This is a genomic window from Hydrogenoanaerobacterium saccharovorans (assembly GCF_016901815.1).
Lineage (GTDB): Bacteria > Bacillota > Clostridia > Oscillospirales > Ruminococcaceae > Avimicrobium > Avimicrobium caecorum.
On sequence record NZ_JACSNR010000010.1, the window covers coordinates 1 to 24723 of the forward strand.

Annotated in this window: 28 protein-coding genes and 2 tRNA genes; 22 read left to right on the forward strand and 8 right to left on the reverse strand. The window is 55.9% G+C overall.

All coding sequences use genetic code 11. The features are described from left to right. Nucleotides 1-32: 32 nt before the first annotated feature. The 5 genes from H9X81_RS09970 (at nucleotide 33) to H9X81_RS09990 (ending at nucleotide 1528) form a co-directional block, all read left to right on the forward strand. Nucleotides 33-108: transfer RNA gene (locus H9X81_RS09970), tRNA-Gly, on the forward strand. A 17-nt stretch (nucleotides 109-125) separates the two neighbouring features. Then, nucleotides 126-199: transfer RNA gene (locus H9X81_RS09975), tRNA-Cys, on the forward strand. Between the two features lie 139 nt (nucleotides 200-338). After that, on the forward strand, nucleotides 339-851 hold the full coding sequence (locus tag H9X81_RS09980; protein ID WP_204721647.1) for a hypothetical protein: 513 nt from the start codon (nucleotides 339-341) through the stop codon (nucleotides 849-851). Further along, nucleotides 848-997, forward strand: a complete 150-nt coding sequence (locus H9X81_RS09985) for a hypothetical protein (RefSeq protein ID WP_204721649.1) — start codon at nucleotides 848-850, stop codon at nucleotides 995-997. Before H9X81_RS09980 ends, H9X81_RS09985 begins: the two co-directional genes overlap by 4 nt. Nucleotides 998-1027: 30 nt before the next feature. Then, a complete protein-coding gene (locus tag H9X81_RS09990) occupies nucleotides 1028-1528 on the forward strand; it encodes a DNA-deoxyinosine glycosylase (RefSeq protein ID WP_204721651.1) in 501 nt (166 codons plus the stop codon). Nucleotides 1529-1588: 60 nt separating this feature from the next. Here the strand turns inward: H9X81_RS09990 and H9X81_RS09995 are convergent, their stop codons facing one another. After that, entirely contained in the window at nucleotides 1589-2779 is a 1191-nt protein-coding gene (locus tag H9X81_RS09995; protein ID WP_177502767.1) for an acetate/propionate family kinase, read from the reverse strand. 123 nt (nucleotides 2780-2902) lie between these two features. Between H9X81_RS09995 and H9X81_RS10000 the strand changes: the two genes are divergently transcribed. The 8 genes from H9X81_RS10000 (at nucleotide 2903) to H9X81_RS10035 (ending at nucleotide 9494) form a co-directional block, all read left to right on the forward strand. Next, complete coding sequence (locus tag H9X81_RS10000) at nucleotides 2903-4087, forward strand: nucleotidyltransferase family protein (protein WP_204721653.1); 1185 nt, start codon at nucleotides 2903-2905, stop codon at nucleotides 4085-4087. Between the two features lie 72 nt (nucleotides 4088-4159). Then, a complete protein-coding gene (locus H9X81_RS10005; protein ID WP_204721655.1) occupies nucleotides 4160-4639 on the forward strand; it encodes an Lrp/AsnC family transcriptional regulator in 480 nt (159 codons plus the stop codon). Continuing rightward, nucleotides 4639-5832, forward strand: coding sequence for an aminotransferase class I/II-fold pyridoxal phosphate-dependent enzyme (locus tag H9X81_RS10010; RefSeq protein ID WP_204721847.1), 1194 nt, complete (start codon nucleotides 4639-4641; stop codon nucleotides 5830-5832). Before H9X81_RS10005 ends, H9X81_RS10010 begins: the two co-directional genes overlap by 1 nt. Next, nucleotides 5813-6688 (forward strand): 4-(cytidine 5'-diphospho)-2-C-methyl-D-erythritol kinase, encoded by an 876-nt coding sequence (ispE, locus tag H9X81_RS10015; protein WP_204721657.1) that lies wholly within the window; start codon nucleotides 5813-5815, stop codon nucleotides 6686-6688. The genes H9X81_RS10010 and ispE overlap by 20 nt, the downstream gene beginning before the upstream one ends. Before the next feature lie 82 nt (nucleotides 6689-6770). Further along, nucleotides 6771-7388 (forward strand): stage II sporulation protein R, encoded by a 618-nt coding sequence (locus tag H9X81_RS10020; RefSeq protein ID WP_204721660.1) that lies wholly within the window; start codon nucleotides 6771-6773, stop codon nucleotides 7386-7388. Nucleotides 7389-7470: 82 nt separating this feature from the next. Further along, complete coding sequence (locus tag H9X81_RS10025) at nucleotides 7471-8307, forward strand: purine-nucleoside phosphorylase (protein WP_204721661.1); 837 nt, start codon at nucleotides 7471-7473, stop codon at nucleotides 8305-8307. Nucleotides 8308-8331: 24 nt separating this feature from the next. Then, on the forward strand, nucleotides 8332-8799 hold the full coding sequence (locus tag H9X81_RS10030; protein ID WP_204721663.1) for a GNAT family N-acetyltransferase: 468 nt from the start codon (nucleotides 8332-8334) through the stop codon (nucleotides 8797-8799). A gap of 332 nt (nucleotides 8800-9131) precedes the next feature. Then, a complete protein-coding gene (locus tag H9X81_RS10035; RefSeq protein ID WP_177502774.1) occupies nucleotides 9132-9494 on the forward strand; it encodes a type II toxin-antitoxin system PemK/MazF family toxin in 363 nt (120 codons plus the stop codon). 55 nt (nucleotides 9495-9549) lie between these two features. Here H9X81_RS10035 and H9X81_RS10040 read toward each other — a convergent pair whose 3' ends face one another. Next, on the reverse strand, nucleotides 9550-9840 hold the full coding sequence (locus tag H9X81_RS10040; RefSeq protein ID WP_177502775.1) for a hypothetical protein: 291 nt from the start codon (nucleotides 9838-9840) through the stop codon (nucleotides 9550-9552). Between the two features lie 248 nt (nucleotides 9841-10088). On the opposite strand from H9X81_RS10040, the gene H9X81_RS10045 reads away from it, so the two are divergent. Continuing rightward, on the forward strand, nucleotides 10089-10304 hold the full coding sequence (locus H9X81_RS10045; RefSeq protein ID WP_430673035.1) for a DUF378 domain-containing protein: 216 nt from the start codon (nucleotides 10089-10091) through the stop codon (nucleotides 10302-10304). A gap of 38 nt (nucleotides 10305-10342) precedes the next feature. On the opposite strand, the gene H9X81_RS10050 is transcribed toward H9X81_RS10045, so the two are convergent. The 3 genes from H9X81_RS10050 to H9X81_RS10060 are packed head-to-tail and all read right to left on the reverse strand — an operon-like array spanning nucleotide 10343 to nucleotide 12399. Beyond that, nucleotides 10343-10897: a hypothetical protein gene (locus H9X81_RS10050; RefSeq protein ID WP_177502776.1), complete on the reverse strand. Its 555-nt coding sequence runs from the start codon at nucleotides 10895-10897 to the stop codon at nucleotides 10343-10345. A gap of 15 nt (nucleotides 10898-10912) precedes the next feature. Beyond that, nucleotides 10913-11551, reverse strand: coding sequence for a J domain-containing protein (locus tag H9X81_RS10055; RefSeq protein WP_204721665.1), 639 nt, complete (start codon nucleotides 11549-11551; stop codon nucleotides 10913-10915). Continuing rightward, nucleotides 11548-12399, reverse strand: coding sequence for a DUF5685 family protein (locus H9X81_RS10060; RefSeq protein ID WP_275951275.1), 852 nt, complete (start codon nucleotides 12397-12399; stop codon nucleotides 11548-11550). The genes H9X81_RS10055 and H9X81_RS10060 overlap by 4 nt, the downstream gene beginning before the upstream one ends. A 332-nt stretch (nucleotides 12400-12731) precedes the next feature. On the opposite strand from H9X81_RS10060, the gene H9X81_RS10065 reads away from it, so the two are divergent. The 8 genes from H9X81_RS10065 (at nucleotide 12732) to purD (ending at nucleotide 21047) form a co-directional block, all read left to right on the forward strand. Beyond that, complete coding sequence (locus H9X81_RS10065; RefSeq protein WP_224762445.1) at nucleotides 12732-13178, forward strand: NfeD family protein; 447 nt, start codon at nucleotides 12732-12734, stop codon at nucleotides 13176-13178. A 46-nt stretch (nucleotides 13179-13224) separates the two neighbouring features. Next, nucleotides 13225-14166 (forward strand): SPFH domain-containing protein, encoded by a 942-nt coding sequence (locus tag H9X81_RS10070; protein WP_177502779.1) that lies wholly within the window; start codon nucleotides 13225-13227, stop codon nucleotides 14164-14166. A 371-nt stretch (nucleotides 14167-14537) separates the two neighbouring features. Next, nucleotides 14538-15029, forward strand: coding sequence for a 5-(carboxyamino)imidazole ribonucleotide mutase (purE, locus tag H9X81_RS10075; RefSeq protein WP_191392593.1), 492 nt, complete (start codon nucleotides 14538-14540; stop codon nucleotides 15027-15029). Nucleotides 15030-15067: 38 nt separating this feature from the next. Continuing rightward, entirely contained in the window at nucleotides 15068-16489 is a 1422-nt protein-coding gene (purF, locus tag H9X81_RS10080; RefSeq protein ID WP_177502780.1) for an amidophosphoribosyltransferase, read from the forward strand. A gap of 44 nt (nucleotides 16490-16533) precedes the next feature. After that, the gene (gene purM, locus H9X81_RS10085) at nucleotides 16534-17574 is read left to right on the forward strand and encodes a phosphoribosylformylglycinamidine cyclo-ligase (RefSeq protein ID WP_204721669.1); all 1041 of its coding nucleotides are present in this window, start codon (nucleotides 16534-16536) and stop codon (nucleotides 17572-17574) included. Continuing rightward, on the forward strand, nucleotides 17568-18164 hold the full coding sequence (gene purN, locus H9X81_RS10090) for a phosphoribosylglycinamide formyltransferase (RefSeq protein WP_204721671.1): 597 nt from the start codon (nucleotides 17568-17570) through the stop codon (nucleotides 18162-18164). The genes purM and purN overlap by 7 nt, the downstream gene beginning before the upstream one ends. Before the next feature lie 33 nt (nucleotides 18165-18197). After that, nucleotides 18198-19742 carry a bifunctional phosphoribosylaminoimidazolecarboxamide formyltransferase/IMP cyclohydrolase gene (gene purH / locus H9X81_RS10095; RefSeq protein ID WP_177502783.1) on the forward strand — a complete coding sequence of 515 codons (1545 nt, stop codon included), beginning with the start codon at nucleotides 18198-18200 and terminating at the stop codon, nucleotides 19740-19742. A 21-nt stretch (nucleotides 19743-19763) separates the two neighbouring features. Further along, nucleotides 19764-21047, forward strand: coding sequence for a phosphoribosylamine--glycine ligase (gene purD, locus H9X81_RS10100; protein WP_204721673.1), 1284 nt, complete (start codon nucleotides 19764-19766; stop codon nucleotides 21045-21047). Between the two features lie 84 nt (nucleotides 21048-21131). On the opposite strand, the gene H9X81_RS10105 is transcribed toward purD, so the two are convergent. From H9X81_RS10105 to H9X81_RS10115, 3 genes are read right to left on the reverse strand one after another with little or no spacing between them, the layout of a single operon-like run. After that, nucleotides 21132-23111 (reverse strand): ABC transporter permease, encoded by a 1980-nt coding sequence (locus H9X81_RS10105; RefSeq protein WP_204721675.1) that lies wholly within the window; start codon nucleotides 23109-23111, stop codon nucleotides 21132-21134. Further along, nucleotides 23104-23871, reverse strand: a complete 768-nt coding sequence (locus tag H9X81_RS10110; RefSeq protein WP_177502786.1) for an ABC transporter ATP-binding protein — start codon at nucleotides 23869-23871, stop codon at nucleotides 23104-23106. The genes H9X81_RS10105 and H9X81_RS10110 overlap by 8 nt, the downstream gene beginning before the upstream one ends. Nucleotides 23872-23873: 2 nt before the next feature. After that, nucleotides 23874-24638 (reverse strand): biosynthetic peptidoglycan transglycosylase, encoded by a 765-nt coding sequence (locus H9X81_RS10115; protein ID WP_204721677.1) that lies wholly within the window; start codon nucleotides 24636-24638, stop codon nucleotides 23874-23876. Nucleotides 24639-24723 lie beyond the last annotated feature (85 nt).

Sequence of the window (24723 nt, forward strand, 5' to 3'; positions counted from 1 at the left end):
GGTTCGATTCCGGTCGAAGGCACCAAAAATAAGCGGGTTTAGCTCATCTGGTAGAGCGCCACCTTGCCAAGGTGGAGGTAGCGAGTTCGAGCCTCGTAACCCGCTCCATTTTTTTATTTGGCGTTGGCGCCATAGCCAAGTGGTAAGGCAGAGGTCTGCAAAACCTTCACCACCGGTTCAAATCCGGTTGGCGCCTCCAAAGAGATCCTGGTTTCGCAAGAGACCAGGATTTTTCTTTTGCCTTGCAATTTTATACCAACCAGTGGTAAAATTCATGCATCAAAATCCTTCCGGATTCACACTATACAAATGAATCCATTCTGAAAGGAAGCGATGATATGAAAAAAATAATGGCAGTTTTGCTGGCAGCACTGATGATGATGAGTCTGGCTGGCTGTACCCAGAATCAGGCGGGGAATGAATCTTCCTCTTCAGAGCAGGAGAGCTCCTCGGTGGCGGAAGTTCAGCCTCCGGTCGTGGCGGACGCAGCCCTCTACCGGGGGACTGTGACCGAAACCTCAGGCCAGCAGCTGACCGTAGAACAATATGACGGTCGGGATTATGGGGAAGTGGTCATTGTTTTCACCCTTCCGGAAGAGGTGGAGAACACCTTCCAGGAGGGAGAGTATGTGGAGATTTACTATGGCGCGCTCAAGGAGTCGGCTCCGGCCCAGGCTGATGCCATCTCGGTGAACAAGCTGGCAGATCAGGCTGAATCGGTGGTGACCAATGGTATCATCAAGGAAGTGACTACCAGTGAGGACGGCACTGTCACCGATCTGCTCCTGACCGATTCCAATGGGCAGGAAGTGGTGTTCCACATCAGTGAGAGCACACAGAGATCTATATGAACGCTGAGGACCTCAAGGAAGGCACAGAGATCAGCGTGCTGCACAGCGGTGCGTTTACCATGTCCCTGCCGCCCCAGGGCAACGCACTGGAGATCAGCCCCTGGCGGTACCAGCGGGAAGCGGCAGACGGCCAGGTTACAGAGTAAGCAATCACACAGGATACAGGGGAGAGGAGCATGGAGCACATTATCCATTCCATAGAGCCGGTATTTGATACGGAGTCCCGGGTTCTGATTCTGGGCACCATGCCGTCGCCCAAGTCTCGGGAGGTGCAGTTCTACTACGGGCACCCGCAGAACCGATTCTGGCGGGTCCTGGCGGCGGTGCTGGGGGAAGAGCTGCCCCAGTCTGTCCCGGAAAAGAAGGCCATGCTGCTGCGGCACCGGATCGCCCTGTGGGACGTGTTGGCAGAATGTGAGATCACCGGTGCATCCGATTCCAGCATCCGCAATCCGGTGGCAAATGATCTCTCTGTGATTCTCGACCATGCGCCGGTACAGGCAGTCTTTACCACCGGGGCGACTGCCTGGAAGCTGTATACCAGGCTGCAGAAACCCCATACCGGAATCGAGGCGGTACGGCTGCCTTCCACCAGCCCGGCTAACTGCGCTGTGAAGATGGAGGCACTGACCGAGGCTTACAAAGCGATCCTGCCCTGGCTGGAACCGGGCACATAGATAAAACAAAAAGGACGAGGAATGAATCCTCGTCCTTTTTTAGTTGGATCAGAGCCGGAATTACTTGGCTTTGTTTACGATCTCAACAGTATCTCTTGCAATGAGCAGCTCCTCGTTGGTGGGGATTACCCAAACCTCAACCTTGGAGTCGTCAGCAGAGATCTTCTGCTCGCCGCGTACCTTGTTCTTCTCTTCGTCGAACTTGATACCCAGGTATTCCATGTTCTCGCAAACTTCCTTACGCAGGTTGCCGTCGTTCTCGCCGATACCGCCGGTGAAAGCGATTGCATCAACGCCGCCCATAGCAGCAGCATAGCCGCCGATGAACTTCTTGATCTGGTATACCAGCATGTCCAGAGCCAGCTGAGCTCTGTGGTTGCCCTCGCCAGCAGCAGCGATCAGGTCGCGGCAGTCGCTGGAGATACCGGATACACCCAGGAAGCCGGACTTCTTGTTCATGATGTCAGACATCTCATCAGCAGTCAGGCCTTCCTTGTTCATCAGGAAGGTAACGATGGAGGGGTCGATGCCACCGCAGCGGGTACCCATGATGAAGCCGTCCAGAGGGGTCAGACCCATGGAGGTATCCAGGCACTTGCCATCCTTTACAGCAGTAATGGAGCTGCCGTTGCCCAGGTGGCAGACAATCAGACGGTCCTTACGGCCGGTCAGCTCAGTGTAGCGGCCGGAGATGAACCGATGGCTGGTGCCGTGGAAGCCATAGCGACGGATGCTGTACTTCTCATAGTACTCATAGGGGATGGGGAACATGTAAGCCTTTTCGGGCATGGTCTGATGGAAGGAGGTATCGAATACCGCAACCATGGGGGTATCCTTGCCGAATACTTCCTGGCAGGCCTTCATAGCGGTAGCCTGCGGAGGATTGTGCAGAGGGCCGAGGTCACGGAAAGCAAAGATATCCTCGATAACCTGATCGGTTACCAGAGTGGAAACCTTGTACTTCTCGCTGCCGTGGAGCACACGGTGACCAACAGCATTGATCTCATCCATGCTGTCGATAACCTTGCCTTCGCCGGTGGTCAGCATATCGATCAGAGCCAGGAAAGCCTCCTTATGGGTGGGGAAGGGCAGATTCTTTTCTACCTTCACACCATCTGCTCTCTTGTGCTCGATGCGGCCGTCCACGCCAATGCGCTCGCACAGGCCCTTAGCCAGAACGCTCTCGTCAGTCATATCAATGAGCTGATACTTCAGCGAGGAGCTTCCTGCGTTGATTACCAAAACCTTCATTGGGTAATTCCTCCTACTAAATTTTGTGATCTTGGATAAATAGCTTGACACTATATTTCACTATTCTATATTATAACACTGTAAAATAAAATTCAAGCATTTTGCGAGAGAAAGGGAGAAACCGTGAGGATTGCTGTAATAATCGCTGAATACAATCCGTTTCACAACGGACACGCTTACCATATTGCCCAAACCCGGAAAAACGGCGCTACACACATTGCTGTGGTGATGAGCGGCAATTTTGTCCAGCGGGGAGAACCGGCTTTCCTGGAAAAACATGTCCGTGCCCGGGCAGCACTGTCCGGCGGAGCGGATCTGGTGCTGGAACTTCCTCTTGCATTTGCCTGCGCTCCGGCCCAGCGGTTCGGACTGGGCGCTGTCTATGTGGCAGAGAAGATGGGCTGCGTGGACATGCTCAGCTTCGGCAGTGAATCCGGGGACCCTGCCCGTCTGGAACAGGCGGCAGCAGTGCTGGACACCCCGCAGTTCCGGGAGGCCCTGGCCCGGGAGCTGGAGTCCGGCGCGCCCTACCCGCAGGCAGTGAGCCGGGCTATGGAGCGGTGCGGCAGCGGCTTTGCCGGGCTGACTGCCTCACCCAATGATACCCTGGCGCTGGAATATCTCCGGGCGCTGCGTCAGCTGGGGAGTAAGATCCGTCCGATGGCAGTGCGGCGGGCCTTTGTGGAGCACGATGCTGAGGAGGCCGCAGAAGGCTTTGCCAGCGCCTCTCGGCTGCGTGCCCTTGCCCAGCCGGAGGAGATCGCCGCCTATGTCCCGGAGGCGGCAGCGCAGCTTTACCGTGCTGAACTGGAGGCCGGACATACCCCGGACCCCCAGCGGCTGGATGCGGCGGTTCTGGGGGTACTGCGCCGGCAGCAAAGAGAGGAGTTCTCCCGGCTGCCCGACCTCTCCGAGGGGATCGAAAACCGTTTCTGGAACGCCATGCGCAGCGGCAGCAGCATGGAGGAGATCCTCACTCTGGCAAAGACAAAACGCTATCCCCATGCCCGTCTGCGCCGCATGATGATGCATGCCTTCCTGGGCGTCACACGGGAGATGGCGGAGGAGCTGCCGGCCTATCTGCGGGTGCTGGGCGCCAACGAACGGGGCAGGGAGATCCTCTCGGTCATGGCGGGGACAGCCCGCCTGCCGGTTTCCGCATCGCTGGCAGAGCTGGAACGCTCCGGCCCTGCAGCGGCAGAACAGGCCCGGCTGGAGGCGATTTCCACCGACCTTTATCAGGGGATTCTGCGGTGTCCGGGCCCCTGCGCGACGGATTACACTGCACCGGCGATCTGGAATGCATGAAATGTTTCACTTTACTTCGCAAAAATCAGTGATATAATGGAACTACATATTTTTTTGAAGGAGTGATATAAAATGGACCAGCTGCTTACTCTGCTCTCCGCAGATGCCAGACTCACCAATGCCCAGCTTGCTGCGGCGCTTTCTATATCGGAGGAGGAGGTCGCCGCACGGATCGCGGACTATGAGGAACGCAAGATCATCAAGGGCTACAAGGCCATCGTGGACTGGGACAAAACCGACCGGGATTATGTCAACGCCCGGATCGAGCTCAAAGTCACTCCGCAGAAGGGGATGGGCTTTGAGGAGATCGCCGGCATCATCGCCCGTTTTGACGAGGTGGAAAGCGTCTATCTGATGAGCGGTACCTGTGATATTGCCCTCACTGTTACCGGCAAGACTTTCAAGGATGTAGCCATGTTCGTGGCACACCGTCTGGCACCGCTGGATTCGGTGCAGTCCACTTCCACCAGTTTTGTACTGCGCACCTATAAGGAACTCGGCGTCTTTGTGTCGTTCGATGAGATGGACGAAAGAGAGGTAGCCACCCTGTGATTGACTATAGCTCCCTTTTGTCCGAGAAGGTACAGGAGATCAAACCTTCTGGGATTCGCAAATTTTCCGAACTGGCTGCCGAGATGGGAAATGTGATTTCCCTGGGTGTCGGTGAGCCGGATTTTCAGACTCCCTGGGCCATCCGTCAGGCCGGCATTGAATCGCTGGAACGGGGCCGTACCCACTATTCACCCAACGCCGGTTTCCGGGAACTCAAGCAGGAGATCGACCGCTATTTGGAACGCCGCATGGGGCTTTCCTATTCCGAAGAGGAGACCATGGTCACCATCGGCGGCTCTGAGGCCATCGACATGATGATCCGCGCGGTGATCGATCCCGGCGATGAAGTCCTGATCCCCGAGCCCTGCTATGTATCCTATGATCCCATTGCCCGGCTGACCGGGGCGAAGGTTGTAAGCATTCCCACCCGGTTCGAGGACGATTTCCGCCTCACTGCCGAGGCACTCAAGGCAGCTATTACGCCCAAGAGCAAGCTGCTGATCTTCCCCTATCCCAACAACCCCACCGGCGGCATTATGGAGCGGGAGGATCTCGAAGCCATTGCGGAAGTGCTGCGGGATACCAATATCCTGGTGCTGTCTGATGAGATCTATGCCGAGCTCACCTATGGCGGCAAGAAGCATGTCTCCATCGCCTCCATTGACGGAATGCGGGAGCGCACCATTGTGGTCAACGGCTTCTCCAAGACCTATGCCATGACCGGCTGGCGTCTGGGTTATGCTGTCGGCCCGGCTCCGCTGATCCGGGAGATGATCAAGATCCATCAGTTTGCCATCATGTGCGCGCCTACCACCAGCCAGCTGGCAGCGGTTGAGGCGCTCCGCAGCTGCGATGAGGAAATCGAAGCCATGCGGGACGAATATGATATGCGCGGCAAGTACCTGGTGGGTGAGCTCAACCGCATTGGTCTGGAGTGCTTCCAGCCCCAGGGTGCTTTCTACGTGTTCCCGTCCATCCGGCGCACCGGTCTGAGCAGCGAGGAGTTCTGTGAGCGCCTGCTGCGGGAGGAACGGGTCGCTGTGATTCCCGGTTCCGCTTTTGGCGGCTGGGGCGAGGGACACATCCGTATTTCCTATTGCTATTCGCTGCAGCATCTGAAGATCGCTGTACGCAAGATCGAGAAATTCCTCAAAAAACTGGAAAGGGAAAAGCATGAAAACGGTCAAGGTTAAATGTCCGGCAAAGCTCAATCTCTATCTGGATATTACCCATCGCATGCCCAATGGGTACCACATCATGGAGATGGTGATGCAGGCGGTGAATCTGTTTGATACCGTCTATCTCACCCTCAACGACACCGGGGAAGTGACTCTCTCCATGGAGGACAGTCCCATCCCGGCAGACCAGACCAACATTGCATGGCGCTGTGCCCGGCTGCTGCTGGACGAAACCAAATCCCGCTATGGGGTGGAGATCCGCATCCACAAGGAGATCCCCTCGGAAGCCGGACTGGGCGGCGGCAGTGCCGACGGCGCCGGAGTCCTGGTGGGACTCAATGCGCTGCTGGGCTCTCCGCTCAGGACGGAACGCCTGATCGAACTGGGTGCCCGGGTCGGCTCGGATATTCCATTCTGCATCCAGGGCGGTACTGCCATGGTGCGGGGTTACGGCGAGATCCTCGAGGCACTGGAGCCCCTGGACGACTGCCGTATTCTGATTGCCAAGCCGGCGAAAGGAGTGCCCACAGCGGAGTGTTTTGCCCGCTATGATGCCTCTGGCAAGCCGTACGGGATTCCCGGTACGCCGCTGATCAAGAAGGCGATCAACGCCGATGACCTGTCGGCAGTGTGCAAGCTGCTCTATAACGCCCTGGAGGAGGCCGCTGACCTCCCGGAGGTGCAGGAGATCCGGCAGATCATGCTGGAATCGGGCGCAGCCGGAAGCCGGATGACCGGTTCCGGGTCTGCGGTATTCGGGATCTTCCCCCGCAGCGAACAGCTGGAAAACGCCTCCCGCACTCTGAAAAAGCTGGGTTATTATACCCGCCGGTGCAGCCCGGTGGAATATGGCGCCACCATCACTGAATAATTTCCATTGATCAGTGCATACTTCTGGTATTCATTACCGGAATGGATGCACTGATTTTTCTTTTTGAAGGGAGTTTTTCATTGTGAAAATCCACATCGGCCGGCTGGAGCTGGCAGCTCTGATCGGGTTGGTTATCACACTGGGGGGGTCCTCGGTGACTGGCTTTATGCAGGACTGCGCCGAGCTCCGGCAGGAGGTGCTGCGCATTCATATTCTGGCAGATTCAGACCGGGAGGCCGACCAGGCTGTCAAGCTGCAGGTGCGGGATGCCGTGCTGGAGGCGATCAATCAGGATTTCAGCGGCGACGGAACTCTGGAGGGGACCATTGCCTGTCTGGAAGGGGAGATGGGCCGCATAGAGGAAACAGCCAACGAAGTCCTGGCAGAGGCGGGCATGCCCTATCAGGCTAAGGCGGAGCTGACCGAGATGTATTTCACCACCCGGGAGTATGAGCGTGATGGCAGTACCTTCAGTATGCCTGCCGGGCGGTACCAGGCCCTGCGGATCACCCTGGGGAGCGGGGAAGGGCATAACTGGTGGTGTGTGGCCTACCCGCCCATGTGCATTGATGCCGCTGTGGAGGGACAGGCCGCGATGGTGGAACAGGAGATCCTGGAACTGGAGCAGACTCCGGTCTACAAGCCCAAGATGGCTCTGGTGGAGTGGGTGGAATCGCTGCGGGAAGCATGGGAACAGTGATACGGATTTTGCCGGAAACGCTTGACGGGATCAGCCTCGGTATTATATCATGGTAACCAGAAAACAAAAGGAGTTGGATACTATGAACTTTTCTGCTGCGGAATATACCCGTCAGGTACAGGAGGCGGCTGCCTATATCAAGGAGAAGCTGAACGGGCGCAAGCCTGAGATTGCCATTACACTGGGTTCGGGACTGGGAGACCTTGCCGAACAGCTGACCGATGCGGTGCAGATTCCCTATGGGGACATCCCGCACTTCCCGGTATCCACTGTCGCCGGACACAAGGGACAGTTTGTGGTGGGAAAGCTGGAGGGACGGGAAGTTCTCTGCATGCAGGGACGCTTCCACTATTATGAGGGCTATGACCTCAAGCAGGTGACCCTGCCGGTGCGTGTGATGAAGCTGCTGGGGATCGGAACCCTGATCGTCACCAATGCTGCCGGCGGCATCAATACCGGATTCCGTCCGGGCAATCTGATGCTTATTGAGGACCACCTCAACCTCACCGGAGAAAACCCGCTGATCGGCGAAAACCTGGAGGCATTCGGTGAGCGCTTCTTTGATATGACTGTGGCCTATGACCGGGAATACCGCACTCTGGCTGAAAATCTGGCTGCGGAGATGGATATTCCGCTGCAGAAGGGCGTCTATGCCTGGCTTACCGGTCCCAACTATGAGACCCCGGCTGAGATCCGCTATCTGCGCACCATCGGCGCCGATGCGGTGGGTATGTCTACCGTGCCGGAAGTGCTGGTGGCACGGCACTGCGGTCTGCGGGTCTGCGGTATCTCCTGCATTACCAACCTGGCTGCGGGTATGGGCGAGGGACTGCTCTCCCACGAAGAGGTCAAGGAAACCGCAGACCGGGTCAAGGTTGATTTCATCCGCCTTGTCACAGCCCTGACCAGCCGGATGTGAGGAAGTACAGTGGTACGCCCGGCTGTGGAATCGGATCGGTGGCGCATTGCGGAGATCCTGGTCTTTGCCAAACGCATGGCTTACCGTCCGATTTTTCAGGACGATTTTTACTCCTTCCATCTGCTCAATGTCCATGACACCGCACAGGAAGTTGACCCGTCTGCGGCGCTGGTGTGGGAAGAGGATGGCATCCTCAAAGGAGTCCTCACCTTCGGTCCGGCACGGGATCAGGACTGCCTGGACTGCTGTGAAGTATATGAGCTTTACATAGATCCATTCTTCCAGCGGGAGGGGATCGGTGGTCGCCTGATGGGTGAAGCACTGGCGAAGACCCGGAATCAGCCGATGGTGCTCTGGTGTCTGGAGCCCAACAGGGCTGCCCTGGATTTCTATCACAGCCAGGGCTTCTGTCCGGATGGCACCCGCAGGCTGGTGGAGGGTACCCCGGTATGGGAGATCCGCCTGCGCCGCCCTGCACCGGAACCGTTTTAACTGAATCAGATCCCGGATATCCCCTGTGTTTGCAGGGGATATTTATTTTTATCGGGAAAGGGTGCAGAATCCGGGAGCCTGGCACGGACAGTGATGATTTTCAGCATGAAAAGCTGACTGAGGCGGGACAGGCGGACGCACTGAGCCGGAAACAGACGCATAAGATGACAGTGTACCGCACTGCGGTACCAATCCACACGATCCTGCCGGTGATGACCGGTTTTCTCCGTCCGGGGCCAAAGCAGATGATTAGACTGCCAGGTCCCGGGGAATGCTATAGCTGTAAGCCGGTATCAGCGGCGGAAATGAAAAAATTCGGAGCGTGATGGAGCGTGACTGTCAAACGAGGTGAAATATACTATGCGGATCTCAGCCCGGTGGTGGGATCGGAGCAGGGCGGTGTCCGTCCGGTACTGATTGTGCAGAACGATGTGGGCAACCGTTACAGTCCCACTGTGATCGCTGCTGCCATCACCAGCCGGCAGGATAAAGCCAAACTGCCCACCCATATCGATCTTCCGTCCGGAGGCTGCGGCCTTTCCCGGGATTCGGTGGTGCTGCTGGAGCAGATCCGTACCATAGATAAACAGCGTCTTCGGGAAAAGATGGGCAGCCTGGATGATACGGCAATGAGCCGGATCGATCAGGCCCTTTCAGTGAGTTTCGGACTGCGCGGCGGTCCCAGACATTCCTGACGCAAAAAAATCCCTCTGGAAATCTTCCAGAGGGATTTTCTCATATACGAAGGGATCAGTTGTTGCGGTCCAGCCAGATGGATGCAATCTGCAGGGCAGGGTAGAGGCCTTCCCGTTCCGCACGCTTTACAATGCGGTCCTTGGGGTTGATGGTGGGGTCAGTTGCCATGCACTGGACAACGATCTTGTTAGCCAGTTCCTCATCGCCGTCCTTCACAGTGGACACGATATTCATCAGTACCACATAATCCTGACCGGGATCACCATAATAGATGGTGCGACCACTGCGGACCAGAGGTCTGCCGCGATACATGGTATATTCACTCTTTTCATTTTTCACTGCCATATTGAATTCCTCCTGTATCTTGAATGTTCTGAATATACATAAAAACCTGGGGTCTGATTGGTAACTGAAAACAACTGTTCATGAAATGAGATACTTATGTAGTATATATTATATCATATTTCCCGAGAAAGGTAAAGAAACCTGCCGATGAAAATTTCCCTGTGCCGGGAACGGAAATATCTTCCGCTGTATACAGGAAAGAAAACCGTCCATGCTAAAAAGGAAGCCAGACAGAGAGGAGGAAGAATATGATGATCGACAGAATTTCCCTGCTGCTTGTTATCATCGGCGCCCTGAACTGGGGCAGCGTAGCCTTGTTCCAGTTGGATCTGGTGGCCTACCTGTTCGGCGGCTCCGACGCCATGATCAGCCGTGTTGTCTATGCACTGGTTGCACTGGGCGGCATCTGGTGCATTTCTCTTTTGTTCCGGGAACCGTCTGCCCGTCAGATCCAGGATCACTGATCCGGGGCCGGGCAAAAAAGCCTTTAGCTTCTGAGTGGCTAAAGGCTTTTTTCATGCTTCCATTTTCCGATATACCGGGGCCGGAACTGATAGATATAGGCACTGATGAGCCCGGTCAGGGCTTTGTCATAATAAAAGAACATGAAGTTCCCCGCACCCAGCAGGAAGTAAAGCCCATACGGTCCGTATTCCATCATTTCATCAGCTACATACTGCATGCCCAGGAACTGAATCATCAGGAAGTATACCAGCACCATCATGCCGTTGAACAGGATATACTTCACAGCCAGTTCCACCGGGCGCAGACGGATCTGCTCGATCAGCCCCTTGAGGATAGGATAGTATCCGAAGAAGAAGATAAAAACCAGCGCCGCTTCCTTGTCCGGAGCGATAAACAGGCTGAGCAGCGATACACTCACATAGACCATGACCGCTGTGGCCCGGTTCAGTTCCAGTACGACCACCACCAGCAATGTCCCTGCCATGGCAGGCAGGGCATAGGTGGCAAAGGGGAATACTCCGGTGAGAAACATCAGCAGCAGGCAGAGGGAAGAGGCAATTCCGCCTGCGGCAATCTGTTTGCTTTTGGACATTGACAGCGCCCCCTGTCAGCAGCAGCGGATGAGGTCGCCGCCCATGCATTCACAGCAGCAGTCAGCGCAGATCAGGGAGGTGCAGAGGTCACAGGAGCTGCAGCCGGGATTTCCGCCGTAGGTGTAGGTGCGGTATCCGCCGGCCGGCCGGGCATTCTGGCGCTGCCACATCATCTGATTGAGCGCAGCGGTATACTCCATATTGTTGGGGTCCATGCGGTTGGCAGTCTGGAAATGCTTCATGGCCTCCTCCAGCCAGCCGCGCTTGTAATGGATCACACCCTTGAGATAATGCCACTCCGCATTGCGTCCGCTCTGGGGAATGCCCTCCAGCAGCTCGTCGGCCTCAATGATCTTGTTGAGGTTGATGAGCCGGCGGATGTCACCGAATTCCCCGGCATTGTAGCTGCTGTTATAGCTGTTGTAGCCGGCAGAGGAGGAATTGCCGCCTCCATTGCCCCGGGATACCCGCATCGACTGGATCATGTCGTAGGCTTCATTGATCTCCCGCATTTTTTCCTCTGCCAGGTCAGCCAGAGGGTTGTTGGCATAGTTATCCGGGTGATATTTTTTCGCCAGCTGCCGGTATGCCGCCTTGATCTCATCATCACTGGCATTGGGGGATACTCCCAGAACTTTGTAGGGATCAGTCATATTGTTTTCTCCTTCTTGGATACTATGGAATCAACCGTTTCCTTCATTCCCTGATAGAGAATATTGGCAAGGATCGGTTCAAAGCGTTTGAGTTCCAGCAGCTCAAAGGTTTTGGCTGCTTCGGCAATGGTCAGATACAGGGTGCCGATGGCATTTTCGATCTGCTCCGGCCCGGCGGACTGACCGACCAGGAAGGGATTGTAGTTGTCCTTTTCCCGGTCGTCCTCCAGATCGTCCAGGGCGTCGCAGAGATAGACATACCGTCCCATCAGGTATCCCAGCCGCTCCAGCACCCGCTTCTGCATCGGGTCGTCCGACAGGGTAGAGAGCAGTCCGCTCAGAACCCGTGCGGTAGGTTCGCTGGCAAGGTCCGCGGAGGCGGTGCCGGCGGCTTCAGTTTCAGCCTGCAGGCGCATGTTGTCCCCGATGAGCTGATCCAGCTCCGGTTGGCGTCCGGCTGCCTTCTGATAGGCCAGGCGTGCCGCCGGGTAGAGTGCCGCCGCCCGGAGCCGGCTGACAGTCCCGTGATCCTTGAGATCGTCCTCCAGCTTGTACCAGAGCATCAGCACGGCACAGTCACAGCAGCGGCTCTGGATTTCTCCGAGGTCTGCCATGATGCAGCTTTTCAGGGGATTGGCGGCACATTTGCGCCGGGTGTAAACCGGCTTGTCCTCCGCCAGAGCCATCATCAGTGCGGCAAGGAAGGTAAAATCAAAGCTCAGGGTCATCCGGGCAGCCGGACCGTATTCCCGGCCCAGTTCCCGGCAAAGCCCGCAGTAGATGGCCTTGTATGTTTCATACTCACTGATTTTCATGTCCGGTTTGTAGACACGGATATATCCAAACAAAAGCAGCCCTCACAGAAAATTGATCGTTTCAGACAGATATTTTAACTCAGTTCTGCAATAAATTGTACTATAAAGCAGGAGATAATTCATGAAATTTCTATGAACTGGAAGAACGCTGCCAGATTTTCCACCGGAACGGCCCTGGGGACCGTCCTCCGGATGACGAGCAGATTGCCAGCTTACAATTTTCAGGAGGATTTCCTGATTTTTCATGGATTGGATACAGATTTGATACAGAAAGGAATTGCAAGTTCAGGCCGGATGTAGTATGCTGTAAATGTCGAAATGCATTTTTCGACAGAATTCTGTAAAGCCGTCAAAGAGGTGATTGAATGAACTTTGGAGAAATGATGTCGGCTTTTCTGTGGCTGGCGGCGGCGATCATTTTGGCAATCGTAGAGGCGAACACGGTGCAGCTGGTGTCCATCTGGTTTGCGGTAGGCGCTCTGGCTGCAATGGTACCCGCGATCATCGGCATGGACTTTACAGCACAGTTTGCGGTGTTTACTGTGGTGTCCATTCTGGTGCTGGCAATTACCCGTCCGTTTGTCAAGAAGAAGCTCACGGTCCAGAAAACCGAAACCAATTCCAGGGCGCTGATCGGAAAGGTTGCCAAGGTGATCCAGCCGATCGATAATCTTCAGTCCCAGGGACGGGTCATGGTGGAAGATATGGATTGGAGCGCCCGCAGCGAGAACGGCGAACCGATCGATGTCGGAGAAGAAGTCCTGATCAAAGAGATCCAGGGCGTCAAACTGATTGTGGAGAAGATCTATTGATTGTTCCTGCCGGACAGTCAATAAAGAATATGGAGGGATTTTATTTATGCCGCAGTTGATTATGTTTCTGATCATTCTTGTCCTGATCGCTGTTGTAGTGGCACGCAATGTAGTCATTGTGCCGCAGGCAGCCGAGTATGTGGTGGAGCGTCTGGGCTCTTACAGCACCACCTGGGAAAATGGCCTGCACTTCAAGCTCCCGTTCATCGAGCGGGTTGCCAAGCGTGTCAGCCTCAAGGAGCAGGTAGTGGACTTCCAGCCCCAGGCTGTTATCACCCGTGATAATGTCACCATGCAGATCGATACCGTTGTGTTCTTCCAGATCACCGATCCCAAGCTCTATACCTATGGCGTAGAGCGTCCCATTTCGGCAATCGAGAACCTGACTGCCACCACCCTGCGTAACATCATCGGTGAGATGGAACTGGACCACACCCTGACCTCCCGTGATGTCATCAACAGCAAGATCACATCCACTCTGGATGTTGCCACTGACAAGTGGGGCATCAAGGTCAACCGGGTTGAGCTCAAGAACATTATTCCGCCCAGTGAGATCCAGGATGCCATGGAGCGCCAGATGAAGGCTGAGCGTGAAAAGCGTGAGTCGATCCTGCGTGCGGAAGGTGAGAAGCAGAGCCAGATCCTGGTAGCGGAAGGTAACAAGGAGTCGGAGATCCTGAAGGCAGAAGCTGAGAAGGAAGCCGCAATCCTGCGTGCTGACGCCGTGCGTGAGCAGAAGATCCGTGAGGCCCAGGGTGAAGCTGAGGCGATCAAGATGGTACAGCAGGCACTGGCTGAGAGTATCAAGGTCATGAATGAAGCCGCTCCCACCGAGCAGGTGCTGACTCTCAAGAGCCTGGAAGCCTTTGCAAAGGCTGCGGATGGTCGGGCAACCAAGCTGATTATCCCCAGCAATATCCAGTCCATTGCAGGTCTGGCAGCTTCGCTGAAGGAAGTTGTGGATACAGATGCAAAGCCGAAGGCATAAATTGTCTATTGGTAAAAACTGACGAATCCTGACAGAAATTTTTATTGAGTATTGCGGACCTCTACAATTCTTTGGTGTTTGCTGACCCTGAGATTGAAATGTGTGCAAAAATCATGTAAAATAAGAATAGAGTTTCTGAGAAGGGAGCGAATTTCGGCAATGATCGGAATCGGAATGTACAATTGTGGATTCGGTCAGGGCCGGAGTGCAGCCTTCCCGGGAATGCTGTCCAATCTGCTGTAATGATAACAGGCCGTGGCGTAGTGCGCCATGGCCTTTGTTATTTGTACCGGAAACAGGTAAATCCGGTCGATTGCAGCAATGGAAAAACAGGGAAAACAGGTAACAAAAACAAAAGGAGAAACAACATGATGAAAAAAGTTGCAGTGATCATGGGCAGTGACAGCGATCTGCCGGTTGTTCAGGGCGCGATCAGCAAACTGCGGGAGTTCGGTGTGGAAGTTGAGGCACATGTCATGTCGGCCCATCGCACTCCGGAGCAGGCAGCTGCCTTCTCCAAGAACGCCCGGGAAAACGGCTTTGGCGTTATCATTGCCGCAGCTGGCAAGGCTGCTCATCTGGCAGGCGTACTGGCTGCACACACCACCCTTCCGGTCATCGGAATCCCCATCAAGTCCTCTACTCTGGATGGTCTGGATGCCCTTCTGGCTACTGTTCAGATGCCTTCCGGCATTCCGGTTGCCACCGTTGCCATTGATGGTGCGGAAAATGCCGCTATCCTGGCAGTACAGATGCTCTCGCTGAGCGAACCGGCTCTGGCTGAAAAGCTGGATGCCATGAAGCGCAGCATGGAGGAAAAGGTACTGGCTAAGGATGCTGCTCTGGCAGAGAAACTGGCATAACAAATCAGGCGTTTTTTACGGAAAGGCAGGAGGATACAATGGGAATTCATGAAGAATGCGGTCTGTTCGGCATCTATGACGGCTCTGCTTCAGCCAATGTGGCACTGAGCACATATTATGGACTGTATGCACTGCAGCATCGTGGTCAGGAGAGCTGCGGCATTACAGTCAACGATGATGGCATACTCACTTCTTATAAGGATGTGGGTCTGGCCCATGAAGTTTTTGACCAGGACCGGCTGCTCTCGCTGGGGAAGGGCAAGATGGCAATCGGTCATGTCCGTTATTCGGGCGACGGCGTTGCCAACCGCCTGAATGCCCAGCCGCTGATGGTGCGCCATATCAAGGGGCCGCTGGCTGTGGCTCACAACGGCGCACTGATCAATGGTCATGAGCTCAAGGAAGAGCTGGAGATGACCGGCGCCATCTTTCACACCACCTGTGATGCGGAGATCATTGCCTATATGATCACCCGGGCGAGACTGGCTTCCAAGTCCATCGAAGAGGCTCTGGAAATTGCCATGACCAAGCTCAAGGGTGCATACTCTCTGGTCATCATGTCCCCCAAGAAGATCATTGCGGCCCGTGACCCCCAGGGCTTCCGTCCGCTCTGTCTGGGCACCATTGACGGCGGCTATGTAGTAGCCTCCGAGACCTGCGCTCTGGACAGCATCGGCGCCAAGTTCCTGCGGGATGTGGAGCCGGGTGAGATCGTGATCCTGGACGAAAACGGCCTGCGCAGCAACCGCACCCACTGCGGCGGCAAGACCGGACTGTGCGTCTTTGAATATGTTTACACTGCCCGTCCCGACTCGGTGATCGATGGTGTCAGCGTTCATGCTGCCCGTCTGAAGGCCGGTGCGATCCTGGCTCAGGAGCATCCGGTGGAGGCAGATGTGGTCATCGGCGTACCGGATTCCGGTCTGGATGCAGCCCTCGGCTATGCCCGGGAGAGCGGCATTCCTTACGGCATCGGCTTTATCAAGAACCGCTATGTAGGCCGTACCTTTATCCTGCCCACTCAGGCGGAGCGTGTGGAAGCTGTCCACATCAAGCTGAATGTTCTGGCAGATACCGTCAAGGGCAAGCGTGTCATCATGGTGGATGACTCCATTGTTCGTGGTACCACCAGCGCCAATATCGTCCGGATGCTCCGGGAGGCCGGCGCCACCGAAGTCCATATGCGGGTTTCCTCGCCGCCGTTCATCAATCCCTGCTACTTCGGCACCGATATTGATGACAAGGACAAGCTCATTGCCTGCAAGATGTCCATTGAGGAGATCGGCAAGCAGATCGGCGTGGATTCGCTGGGCTACCTGAGCGTAGACGGCATCAAGCGCATTGCTGAAGGCGCCCACTGTGATTTCTGTACTGGCTGCTTTACTGGCGTGTATCCCATCGAAGTGCCGGAGAAGATGCCGGTGGACAAGTTTTGCTACAAAATCAGCGAAGAAGTCTGACTTTATAAAATAACAGCCGTAAAACGGCAGAACGGAGATCGAATATGAGCAGTTACAGCGACAGCTATAAAGCAGCCGGTGTGGATGTTACAGCTGGTTACCGGGCTGTGGAACTGATGAAGAAGCATGTGGCCCGGACCGTCACTTCCGGTGTACTGGACACCATTGGCGGATTCGGCGGTATGTTTGAACTGGATCTCACCGGTATCGAAAAGCCGGTGCTGGTATCCGGTACCGACGGTGTCGGCACCAAACTCAAGATCGCGTTTCTGATGGATAAGCATGATACAGTGGGCATCGACTGTGTTGCCATGTGTGTGAATGATGTCATCTGCTGCGGTGCCAGGCCGCTGGTATTCCTGGACTATATTGCCCTGGGCAAGAATGTTCCGGAAAAGGTGGCAGAGATCGTTTCGGGTGTGGCAGAGGGCTGTGTCCAGGCTGGCTGCAGCCTGTCCGGCGGCGAGACCGCTGAGATGCCCGGCTTCTATCCCGAGGACGAGTATGACCTGGCTGGCTTCACTGTGGGCGTTGTGGACAAGTCCCGGATCATCGACCGGGAGCGGGTTCAGCCCGGCGATGTGATCCTGGGTCTGTCCTCTTCGGGCGTTCATTCCAATGGCTTTTCGCTGGTGCGCAAGGTCTTTGACCTCACCTCCAAAGAGGCAGTGGAGCGCTTCTATCCCGAGCTGGGCAGCACACTGGGCGAATGCCTGCTGGCTCCCACCAAGATCTATGTCAAGCCCATGCTGGAACTGATGCGTCAGGTACCGGTCAAGTCGGTGTCCCATATCACCGGCGGCGGTTTCTACGAGAATATCCCGCGGGCGCTCAATGACCGTGTCACTGCCCGGATCGACAAGGCATCGGTACCGGTACTGCCCATCTTCCGTCTGCTGCAGAAAACCGGCGGCATCAGTGAGCATGATATGTTCAACACCTTCAATATGGGCGTTGGCATGTGCGTGATCGTGGCTCCTGAGGATGCGGATCGTGCCATGGAGATCCTGCGCAGCCAGGGCGAACAGGTCACTGTGATCGGTGAAGTGGTTCCCCGTGGAGAAAGCGAGATTGAGATATGCTGAAGATCGCGGTACTGGTATCCGGCGGCGGCACCAACCTGCAGGCGCTGATCGATGCCCAGAAAGCAGGGAAGAACCCAAACGGCAGAATTGTGCTGGTGGTTTCCTCCAACAGCAAGGCCTATGCGCTGGAGCGGGCCCGTCAGCACGGCATTGAAACCGCAGTCCTGCCCCGGAGAAAATATGCCACCACCGAGGACTATGATCAGGCGCTGCTTGCCCTGATGCAGGAGCATGAGATCGACCTGATCGTTCTCGCCGGCTTCATGTGCATTCTGGGCAGCACCTTCACCAGAGCCTATGACCGGAAGATCGTCAATGTGCATCCGTCGCTGATCCCGTCCTTCTGTGGGGATGGGTTCTATGGACTGCATGTGCACGAAGCGGCGCTGGCCTATGGCGTCAAAGTGACCGGCGCCACTGTACATTTTGTAAACGAAGTGACCGACGGCGGGCAGATCATCATGCAGAAAGCCGTGGAAGTCCTTCCGGACGATACCCCTGAAACGCTGCAGCGCCGGGTGATGGAGCAGGCCGAATGGGAGATCCTGCCCCGTACCGTGGCGATGATCTGCAGCGGAGAGATCAAGTAACCCAATAAAATACTGGAAGAAAGGTCGATCAATATGAAAAAGAGAGCATTGCTCAGTGTTTCGGACAAGACTGGCATCGTAGAGTTTGCCCGTCAGCTGGAAGAGCTGGGATATGAAGTGGTTTCCACTGGTGGTACTGCCCGCACTCTTCAGGAGAATGGCATCGCTGTCACCGGTATTTCGGATGTGACCGGATTCCCCGAGTGCCTGGATGGTCGTGTCAAGACCCTGCATCCGGCTGTTCATGCCGGTATTCTGGCGATGCGCTCCAATCCGGAGCACATGGCTCAGCTGGAAAAGCTGGGCATTACCCCCATTGATGTGGTTGCCATCAACCTCTATCCCTTCAAGCAGACCATCCTCAAGGACGGCGTCACTCTGGAGGAGGCCATCGAGAACATCGACATCGGCGGCCCGACCATGATCCGTGCTGCCGCCAAGAACTGGCAGGATGTAGCTGTGATCGTTGACCCCGCTGATTATGACAGCGTCATTGAGGGGCTCAAGGCCGGCGAACTGAGCCGTGAGACCAAGTTCCGTCTGGCAGCCAAGGTATTTGAGCACACCGCTGCCTATGACGCCCTGATCTCGAACTATCTGAGAAAGCAGATGGGCGCCGATCCCTTCCCGGAAGAGCTGACCCTGACCTTTGAAAAGGTACAGCAGATGCGTTACGGCGAGAACCCGCACCAGAACGGCGCCTTCTACCGGGAGATCGGCAAGGCAACCAACACCCTGGCTGCCGCCAAGCAGCTCCACGGCAAGGAGCTCTCCTACAACAACATCAACGACGCCAACGGCGCACTGGATATTCTCAAGGAGTTCGGCACTGAAAAGCCCTGCGCTGTGGCTGTCAAGCACACCAATCCCTGCGGCGTAGGTATCGGCGAGACCATCCACGAGGCCTATCTCAACGCCTACAACAGCGACCCCGTTTCCATCTACGGCGGTATCGTAGCCCTGAACCGCAAGGTGGACATGGAAACCGCGGAGGAGCTGGCAAAGATCTTCCTGGAGATCATCATTGCTCCCGGCTTTGACGAGGATGCCTATGAGCGCCTTGCCAAGAAGAAGAACATCCGTCTGATGGAGCTGCCGGACTGCGCCAAGCCCAACGAACCCGGTACTCTGGATATGAAGAAGGTAGTCGGCGGCCTGCTGGTTCAGGAGCTGGATACCAAGCTGCTGGGTGATGAGCTAAAGGTTGTCACCAAGCGTGCTCCCTCGGAAGAGGAGATGGAGCAGCTGCTGTTCGCCTGGAAGGTGGTAAAGCAGACCAAGTCCAACGCCATCGTTCTGGCAAAGGACAGCGCTACTGTGGGCGTTGGCCCTGGACAGACCAACCGTGTAACCGCGCTGGATCTGGCTATCCGTTATGCCGGCGACAAGGCCGAGGGTTCGGTCATGGCTTCGGATGCATTCTTCCCGTTCTCTGACTGTGTGGAGCTGGCTGCCAAGCATGGCATTACTGCCATCATTCAGCCGGGCGGTTCCATCCGGGACGAGGACAGTATCAAGGCCTGTGATGAAGCTGGCATTGCCATGGTATTCACCGGCACCCGTCACTTCAAGCACTGAGTCAGGGGAGGATCAAGTCTGATGAAAATTCTGGTAGTTGGTTCCGGCGGACGGGAACATGCCATTATCCGGGCGCTCAAGAAGAGCCCCAAGGCGGAAACGATCTATGCTCTGCCGGGCAACGGCGGTATTGCGGCAGATGCCATCTGTGTGGAGGGCAGTGCCACCGACATCGACCGTGTTGTGAGCTTCTCCAAGGATAACGGCATCGACTTTGTCGTAGTTGCACCGGATAACCCGCTGGTACTGGGCATGGTGGATGCGCTCAACGAGGCTGGCATCGCCACCTTCGGCCCCCGTGCCAATGCGGCAATCCTCGAGGGCAGCAAGGTCTTTTCCAAGAATCTGATGAAGAAGTACGGCATTCCCACTGCCCGCTATGAGACCTTTGACGATGCCCATGCGGCAGTTGCCTACATCGAGAAGATGAATGAATACCCCGTTGTCATCAAGGCGGACGGTCTGGCTCTGGGCAAGGGTGTTATCATCGCCCAGAACTTTGCCGAAGCCCAGGACGCAGTCAAGTCCATCATGGAGGACAAGGCATTCGGCGCCAGCGGCAACCACATTGTTGTGGAACAGTTCCTGGAGGGCGTAGAGGTTTCGGTTCTGGCTTTCACTGATTCCAAGACAGTCAAGCCGATGATCTCTTCCATGGACCACAAGCGTGCAAACGACAACGATGAAGGCCTCAACACCGGCGGTATGGGAACCATCGCTCCCAACCCGCACTATACCGATGCCATCGCTGCGGAGTGCATGGAGAAGATCTTCCTGCCCACCATCCGTGCCATGGAACAGGAGGGGAGACCCTTCAAGGGCTGTTTGTACTTCGGCCTGATGCTCAACAAGAATGGCCCCTATGTGATCGAGTACAACTGCCGGTTCGGCGATCCCGAAACCCAGGTGGTACTGCCCCTGCTGGAGAGCGATCTGCTGGAGATCATGCTGGCAACCTACCATGAGACCCTGGCTGATATGGAGATCCGCTGGTCGGATAAGAGCGCTGCCTGCGTGATCCTTGCCAGCGGCGGCTATCCGGTCAAGTACCAGACTGGCTATGAGATCCATGGTCTGGATGCAGACGGTCAGTGTGAAGGTGCTGTGGTATACCATGCCGGCACCAAGCAGTCGGATGGAAAGTATCTGACTGCCGGCGGACGGGTTCTGGGCGTCACCTGCACAGGTGATACTCTGGAGCTGGCTCTGGAAGCCGCTTACAAGGCTGTAAAGAATATCAGCTTTACAGATATGCACTACCGTCACGACATCGGTAAGAAGGCACTTTCGCCGGAAAAGTTCTGATCCGGCGTTTCTGAAATACACAAAGCCCGCAGGTTTTGAAAGGAAATCCTTTCGGCCTGCGGGCTTTGTGCTGTATTGGGATAATTAGGATTGGGGGGCAGAGGTTACGATGTGGTAGTAGGTCCGGGCGGTGATGAGATAGACTCCGGTATAGAAGCCCAGGAACACCAGGGCGGAAACTGCCACACAGCCGATAAAGAGCGGCGTGTTGTGCATTTCAAACAGGGTCATGATCTTCTGCAGGGCAGGGAAGGCAAAGGCAATGTGTACCAGCGCCACAATGATGGGCAGGAAGAAGACCATCTGTACCTGCCGGCGGATGGAGGTGCGCACTTCTGCGTCACTGAGCCCCACCTGCCGCATGATCCGGAAACGCTGGCGGTCCTCATACCCTTCGGTGATCTGCTTATAGTAGATGATCAGCACGGTGGTGATGAGGAAGAGAGCCACGAAGAACAGTCCCACAAAGAGCAGGCTGCCATACATACTGTAAAAGTCGGTGCGGGCTTCGCTCTTGAAGCGGGTTCCGAAATTGCCCTCGGAGCAGTTCAGGTGGTCATACAGATTCTGCTGGAACAACCCGGCATTGACCGCCTCAATGTCGTAGTCAAACCAGAGCACATAGCTCAGGGTGGCGGATTCGTCCATCTGGCGGGCCCGCATCAGGGTATCCTTGTCCCGGAAGAAGAAAATCGGGTTGGAAGAGGCGCCGGTCTGGGTCAGATAGGTATTCAGGGCGTCCGATTCCGGAAGGGTGACAACGGTGAAATTACTGCCGTCGATCTGAAGGGTCATGCCCTCGGTGAAATCCTTGGTATGGAAGACCAGCACTTCCTGGTCAGAGAGGGTATAACTGCTGCCCAGCTCTGCATTGAGCTCATCCAGCAGGCGGTACTCCAGAGTCCGGTTGATCTGGCTTGTTTCATGGGTGCTGGTGATGACACTGCCGTTCTGATGCACATAGACAACGCATTTGGTTACTGTGATGGGGTCAAGCAGCTCCATATCATAGGACTGGGCTATCTCCTGGGTTGCCGCCAGAAGATCCGGCTCGGGCTCTTCCGCATACTTGTTGCGGTAGACAGTCACCGCGACCTCCCGGGGATAGAGGGAATCGAGCATATCCTCCTCGCCAATGTAGAGGCAGACACAGGAGGAGATGGTCACCAGCACAGCCGAGGCCAGAATGCAGATGTTTGCCAGACCCACAGCATTCTGCTTCATACGGTAGAGCATGCCGGACACATTGATGAAGTTATCCGGACGATAGTAAAACCGGCGGTTTTTCCGCATGGCTTTGAGCACCACAATGCTGAGGGCCGAGAAGATGCAGTAGGTGGCGATGATAACCAGAATCGTAGCCGGCAGGAAAATTGCCAGCACCATGGAGGGGTCCTGTACAGTCAGAGCCAGAGCATAGCCGGCGGTGAGGGTGCAGGCGCCGGTCAGCGCAATGAGCCAGCGGGACCGGGGCTCCTGCTCACCCTGGGAGGTGCGCCGGAGGATCTCGATGGGGTCGCTGCGGAAGATGCGGATCACATTGCGCAGCAGAACGATGCCCCAGGCCGCCAGGAAGAGGTAGACCGTGATATTGACAGCGCCCATGGGCACCCAGATTTCCAGGTCCACCGGCAGGCGGGTGATATTGAGCAGCAGCAGGTACATCAGCTGGCTGAACACAGCGCCGGCAAGGATTCCGCAGATGAGGCTGCCGATGCAGGAGAAGAGAATCTCCCAGAACAGCAGCAGACAGAGGTTCCCTTTGCCCAGCCCCAGTACCGAATAGAGTCCGAATTCCCGGGAGCGCTGCTTGATCACATAGCCATTGAGGTAAAAGAGGATCAGCACTGTGAGCAGGCCGCAGACCACCGAGGAGAGCATCAGCAGGACGGACATGGAACCACCGCCCTTAATGCCCGAATTGCCGACAATCCAGGTCATGGAGGAGAGAATATAGAAGAGCATCACCATCAGGGAAGCCGCCAGCAGATAGGGGACATAGAGGATCTTGTTGCGGCGCATCCCCGAAACTGCCAGCCGCGGATAGAAGAGAAAACTACGCATTGGTCCGGCCTCCTGTGGTGATGAGGGTCAGGGTGTCCACGATCTTCTGATAGAACTGATCCACGGTCAGGTTTCCACGGTACAGCTGATGGTAGACAATGCCGTCCTTGATGAACAGTACCCGCCCGGCATGGCTGGCAGCCCGGGTGGAATGGGTCACCATCAGAATGGTCTGACCCTGGCGGTTGATCCCCTCAAAGATGCGCAGCAGGGTTTCGGTGGATTTGGAATCCAGGGCACCGGAGGGTTCATCCGCCAGAATCAGCCGGGGATTGGTGATCAGGGCCCGTGCCACTGCCGCACGCTGCTTCTGTCCGCCGGAAACTTCATAGGGGTAGTGATCCAGCAGTTCGCCCAGTCCCAGCTGTTCGGACAGCATCTTCAGACGGCGGTCCATCTCCCGCAGGTCCATCCGATCCAGCACCAGCGGAAGCAGGATATTGTCCCGGATAGAGAAGGTGTCCAGGAGGTTGAAATCCTGGAATACAAAGCCCAGGTTCTTCCGGCGGAACTCCGCCAACCGCCGTTCCGGAATGGTGGAGAGTTCCTGGCCCTCCAGACGCACAGTACCGCTGGTGGGGCGGTCCAGTGTGGCAATGATATTGAGCAGGGTGGTTTTTCCGCTGCCTGACTCGCCCATGATGGCTGTGTATTCGCCATTTTCGATGGTGAAATTCACATCCGCCAGGGCCTGTACGGAATTGCCGCCGTACCGGGCTGTGTAGATTTTTTTGAGGTGGTTCACTTCAAGCAGCGACATAGTCAGTTCTCCTTAATGATGACAGCATTCAGATAGATTTTCTCCTGAACCGGCACCCGGTTGTGTGCCAGAATGGAATCGACTTTCTCTTCGGTGATCTTATCACAGCGCAGCATGCGCTCCAATACCTGTTTCTGCCGTTGGGCAGCCAGCTCCGGAGAGGCATCCAGCGAATAGACAGAGGGTGCATTGGGAATCCCAGCCAGAATGGTTGCTTCCCAGTCATTCATCTGACCGGGCTCCTTTCCAAAATAGCCCCAGCTGGCAGCGGCAACTGTTTCATAGCCGCTTCCGAAGTTGATGGAGTTGACATAGAGCGACAGGATGGTATCCTTGTCCAGCTCCCGTTCAATCTTCAGCGCCATGAATACCTCCGCAATCTTACGGGTCAGGGTCTTTTCCTGGGTAAAGTACTCATTCTTCGCCAGCTGCTGGGTGATGGTGCTTCCGCCTTCCGCAAAGGAGAGGGTCCGCAGGTCATTGAACGCAGCCCGTCCGATGGCAAGCAGATCCACGCCCGGGTGGGAATAGAACCGGTGATCTTCCACACTGATCACCGCATCCAGATAGATCTGGGGCAGTTCATCCACCGGGGTGTAGTCCGGCTTGGACTCGATCCGCTCAGCCATCTCCTGCACCGGACACTCCTCCAGAGCCTGGGCATAGAGTTCATACCCATCCTGGATCAGCATAACGGTGGGAATCGCCGCCAGAATCACCAGCGGCAGCAGGACATAGCGCAACATAAACCGAATGGTTCGTTTCATGACCGAACCCTCCTTTCATGTTCCATCATAAACCAAACGGGGATCGCATGCCATCGAATCGGCTTACAATCCCCGCCTGGTATCT

Bases quoted from the DNA above. Each gene is read 5' to 3' on its own strand.
- H9X81_RS09980 (WP_204721647.1), top strand. From the start codon at position 339: ATGAAAAAAATAATGGCAGTTTTGCTGGCAGCACTGATGATGATGAGT.
- H9X81_RS09985 (WP_204721649.1), top strand. From the start codon at position 848: ATGAACGCTGAGGACCTCAAGGAAGGCACAGAGATCAGCGTGCTGCAC.
- H9X81_RS09990 (WP_204721651.1), top strand. From the start codon at position 1,028: ATGGAGCACATTATCCATTCCATAGAGCCGGTATTTGATACGGAGTCC.
- H9X81_RS09995 (WP_177502767.1), bottom strand. From the start codon at position 2,779: ATGAAGGTTTTGGTAATCAACGCAGGAAGCTCCTCGCTGAAGTATCAG.
- H9X81_RS10005 (WP_204721655.1), top strand. From the start codon at position 4,160: ATGGACCAGCTGCTTACTCTGCTCTCCGCAGATGCCAGACTCACCAAT.
- ispE (WP_204721657.1), top strand. From the start codon at position 5,813: ATGAAAACGGTCAAGGTTAAATGTCCGGCAAAGCTCAATCTCTATCTG.
- H9X81_RS10025 (WP_204721661.1), top strand. From the start codon at position 7,471: ATGAACTTTTCTGCTGCGGAATATACCCGTCAGGTACAGGAGGCGGCT.
- H9X81_RS10040 (WP_177502775.1), bottom strand. From the start codon at position 9,840: ATGGCAGTGAAAAATGAAAAGAGTGAATATACCATGTATCGCGGCAGA.
- H9X81_RS10045 (WP_430673035.1), top strand. From the start codon at position 10,089: ATGATGATCGACAGAATTTCCCTGCTGCTTGTTATCATCGGCGCCCTG.
- H9X81_RS10050 (WP_177502776.1), bottom strand. From the start codon at position 10,897: ATGTCCAAAAGCAAACAGATTGCCGCAGGCGGAATTGCCTCTTCCCTC.
- H9X81_RS10055 (WP_204721665.1), bottom strand. From the start codon at position 11,551: ATGACTGATCCCTACAAAGTTCTGGGAGTATCCCCCAATGCCAGTGAT.
- H9X81_RS10065 (WP_224762445.1), top strand. From the start codon at position 12,732: ATGAACTTTGGAGAAATGATGTCGGCTTTTCTGTGGCTGGCGGCGGCG.
- H9X81_RS10070 (WP_177502779.1), top strand. From the start codon at position 13,225: ATGCCGCAGTTGATTATGTTTCTGATCATTCTTGTCCTGATCGCTGTT.
- purE (WP_191392593.1), top strand. From the start codon at position 14,538: ATGAAAAAAGTTGCAGTGATCATGGGCAGTGACAGCGATCTGCCGGTT.
- purF (WP_177502780.1), top strand. From the start codon at position 15,068: ATGGGAATTCATGAAGAATGCGGTCTGTTCGGCATCTATGACGGCTCT.
- purM (WP_204721669.1), top strand. From the start codon at position 16,534: ATGAGCAGTTACAGCGACAGCTATAAAGCAGCCGGTGTGGATGTTACA.
- purN (WP_204721671.1), top strand. From the start codon at position 17,568: ATGCTGAAGATCGCGGTACTGGTATCCGGCGGCGGCACCAACCTGCAG.
- purH (WP_177502783.1), top strand. From the start codon at position 18,198: ATGAAAAAGAGAGCATTGCTCAGTGTTTCGGACAAGACTGGCATCGTA.
- purD (WP_204721673.1), top strand. From the start codon at position 19,764: ATGAAAATTCTGGTAGTTGGTTCCGGCGGACGGGAACATGCCATTATC.
- H9X81_RS10105 (WP_204721675.1), bottom strand. From the start codon at position 23,111: ATGCGTAGTTTTCTCTTCTATCCGCGGCTGGCAGTTTCGGGGATGCGC.
- H9X81_RS10110 (WP_177502786.1), bottom strand. From the start codon at position 23,871: ATGTCGCTGCTTGAAGTGAACCACCTCAAAAAAATCTACACAGCCCGG.
- H9X81_RS10115 (WP_204721677.1), bottom strand. From the start codon at position 24,638: ATGAAACGAACCATTCGGTTTATGTTGCGCTATGTCCTGCTGCCGCTG.